Origin of the sequence: Nioella sp. (genome assembly GCF_964229645.1) — a bacterium.
GTDB lineage: Bacteria > Pseudomonadota > Alphaproteobacteria > Rhodobacterales > Rhodobacteraceae > Nioella.
Genome location: NZ_CAXREX010000313.1, coordinates 1 through 2,438 on the forward strand (window position 1 = coordinate 1; position 2,438 = coordinate 2,438).

General features: G+C 62.3%; 4 protein-coding genes and 1 pseudogene. 4 read left to right on the forward strand and 1 reads right to left on the reverse strand.

Going from position 1 to position 2,438, the window contains the following annotated elements; all coding sequences use genetic code 11:
• Together ACEQXV_RS19540 and ACEQXV_RS19545 are read left to right on the forward strand one after the other, a co-directional pair.
• A pseudogene (locus tag ACEQXV_RS19540) lies at positions 1-485 on the forward strand (hypothetical protein); the annotation flags it as partial.
• A gap of 11 nt (positions 486-496) precedes the next feature.
• Positions 497-946 carry a DUF411 domain-containing protein gene (locus tag ACEQXV_RS19545; RefSeq protein ID WP_100931444.1) on the forward strand — a complete coding sequence of 150 codons (450 nt, stop codon included), beginning with the start codon at positions 497-499 and terminating at the stop codon, positions 944-946.
• A 5-nt stretch (positions 947-951) separates the two neighbouring features.
• On the opposite strand, the gene ACEQXV_RS19550 is transcribed toward ACEQXV_RS19545, so the two are convergent.
• The gene (locus ACEQXV_RS19550) at positions 952-1,566 is read right to left on the reverse strand and encodes a Crp/Fnr family transcriptional regulator (protein ID WP_100931445.1); all 615 of its coding nucleotides are present in this window, start codon (positions 1,564-1,566) and stop codon (positions 952-954) included.
• Positions 1,567-1,593: 27 nt separating this feature from the next.
• Between ACEQXV_RS19550 and ACEQXV_RS19555 the strand changes: the two genes are divergently transcribed.
• Positions 1,594-2,118: a hypothetical protein gene (locus ACEQXV_RS19555; protein ID WP_100931446.1), complete on the forward strand. Its 525-nt coding sequence runs from the start codon at positions 1,594-1,596 to the stop codon at positions 2,116-2,118.
• A gap of 106 nt (positions 2,119-2,224) precedes the next feature.
• Positions 2,225-2,438: ubiquinol-cytochrome c reductase iron-sulfur subunit N-terminal domain-containing protein (locus tag ACEQXV_RS19560; protein WP_370270561.1), on the forward strand; the 214-nt coding region annotated here is incomplete at its 3' end.

Sequence of the window (2,438 nt, forward strand, 5' to 3'; positions counted from 1 at the left end):
CCGGCTTTCTGGCGATTGACCCGATCCTCGGCATGGCGTTCGGGGTGGTTCTCCTCTGGGCCTCCGTCGGCGTCATCAAGGAAGCGGTCCACATCCTCATGGAAGGCACGCCAGAGGGAACGGATCTCGAGGCTGTGACGGCGGACCTGCGCGGCCACGACGGGGTTCTGGACGTTCACCATGTGCATGCCTGGACGCTGACCAGCGGCAAACACGCATTTTCTGCCCATATCCGCCATGGTGAGCCCGCAGAGGCCGCGGACCTGCTGAACCGGGCCTATCATCGACTGACGGAACAATATGGGTTTCACATGGTCACGCTGCAGCTCGAAACCGCGTGTCTCGACGAGCGCCACGCACGGGATCTCGATGTGACGCTCCCGGACAGCCAACGCGTGTCGCCCGCCGCCGCCGACGCCCATGCCGCCCATGCAGACCTGCTCGACAGCGCGGCGCAGGACGCTAGACTCCCTGACAACTCCTAGAGGACCTCCGAATGAAACGACGCACATTTTTGATGACAGGCGCAGCAGCCACCCTGGCATTTCCCGTTGCCGCTGACACGGCACCCCTTCTGAAGGTGCTCAAAACGCCAACCTGTGGATGCTGCTCCGCCTGGGTCGATCATGTCCAGCAAGCGGGGTTCGCGGTCGAGGCCCAAGACGTCGATCAGGATCAACTTTGGGCGTTCAAAGACCGGCTGCAAATCGCACCAGAGCTTGCCGGATGCCATACGGCGGTCGTGGGCGACTATTTCGTCGAGGGCCACGTGCCTGCCGCTGACATCAAGCGGTTGCTGGCAGAGCAACCGGTGGCGCGCGGGTTGACGGTTCCCGGCATGCCGATGAGTTCGCCCGGCATGGGCGGTCCCGGGGCAGGTGACACTTTTGATACCTTGCTTGTCGGCTCCGACGGGGTGACCTCCGTCTTCGCCAGCCACAGCTGATCGGGTCACGGGCGCAGGTGATAAATCCCGCGGGCCGGGTTTTTGACCCGCCCGTCCTGCACGAGCTTTCGCAGCGCCCTGTAGGTCGCCTCATGGCTTAGCTGTAACCGGGCGGCGAACTCGACGACGGACCCGTCGAGCAGGCCCGCGACCAACCCCGCCATGACCCGGTCCTCTGCGCGCCGAATACCGACGATCTCCAGCATCTGTCGTTGCGCCTGTATCTGTTGAGCTGCACGGCGGCCATAGGTGCGCGCAAACTCCGGCTCCGCAAAGGCGGCCAAGACAGCGGCCTTGTCGATCCGGACCAACGCCCCGGCCTCTAAGAAGACCGCATCGCAATGATAGACCTCTGAAAACACCGAAGCTTCGGCAAAACTTGTTCCGGCTTGGGCACGGTGAATGATGAACCGCTCGCCATTTGGGCCGACCCGCTCGAGATGCACGCGCCCGGTTTGCACGACATAGAGACCGTGGGTGGGGTCACCTTGGTGAAACACCACATCGCCAATCGCGCCGGAAAAAGGGCACAGGGCTGAGCTCGGGATAAGATCATAGGGGTTTGGCAACATATGATTGAAATCATATTGCGATGCATCCGCCCCTGCTAGCGTAAACATGACACCACCTCATTGAAGGACCCGTCCATGCGTCTTATTCCCCTCCTCCTTGCTATAGTGATGGCCGCACCCGTGGCCGCGCAGCATGCCCATTCCGCGAACGGCCACACGATGGGGGGTCCCCAGGAAACCGGGCAGTCAACCTTTGCCGCCCTGGCGGAAATCGTTGCGATCCTGCAAGCCGATCCCGAGACGGACTGGGAGCGGGTCGATATCGACGGATTGCGCCGCCATCTGGTCGATATGGACCTTCTGACCCAGGAGGCCGTGGTCACCCGCACCCTGCGGCCGGAAGGGGCCCGGTTCGAGATTCGGGGCACCACCCGTGTTCTCGAGGCCATCCGCGCCATGGTGCCCGCCCATGCGCCCTTTCTCGCGGCTGAATCCGGCTGGGACGTTGTGACAGAGGATCTCGTAGATGGGGTGGCGCTCAGTGTCGATGGCGATGCCGCGCAGATTCAGGGACTTGGCTTTTTTGGCCTGATGACCATCGGGGCGCATCACCAGGAGCATCACCTCATGATGGCAAAAGGCGCAGCCCCACACCATTAATGCGCCGACACGGCTTGTTTGTTGATCCGTAGAGAGGTGCACTGACAAAACGTTACATCTCGCGTGTTGACCTTCCAGCGCTGGAGACGCGCACACATGCCCGGTGATGGAAGCGTCAGAGGATACCGCGCGCAGGGATTTCCTGTATTATGCAACGGCCGGGGCGGGGGTCGTGGCCGCAGGGGCTGCGCTCTGGCCACTGGTGAACCAGATGAACCCCTCCGCCGATGTCCGCGCCTTGGCACAGATCACTGTTGATATTTCCGATCTCGCGCCCGGAACGCAATTGACCGTCAACTGGCGCGGAAAACCTGTCTTTA

Bases quoted from the DNA above. Each gene is read 5' to 3' on its own strand.
- ACEQXV_RS19545 (WP_100931444.1), top strand. From the start codon at position 497: ATGAAACGACGCACATTTTTGATGACAGGCGCAGCAGCCACCCTGGCA.
- ACEQXV_RS19550 (WP_100931445.1), bottom strand. From the start codon at position 1,566: ATGTTTACGCTAGCAGGGGCGGATGCATCGCAATATGATTTCAATCAT.
- ACEQXV_RS19555 (WP_100931446.1), top strand. From the start codon at position 1,594: ATGCGTCTTATTCCCCTCCTCCTTGCTATAGTGATGGCCGCACCCGTG.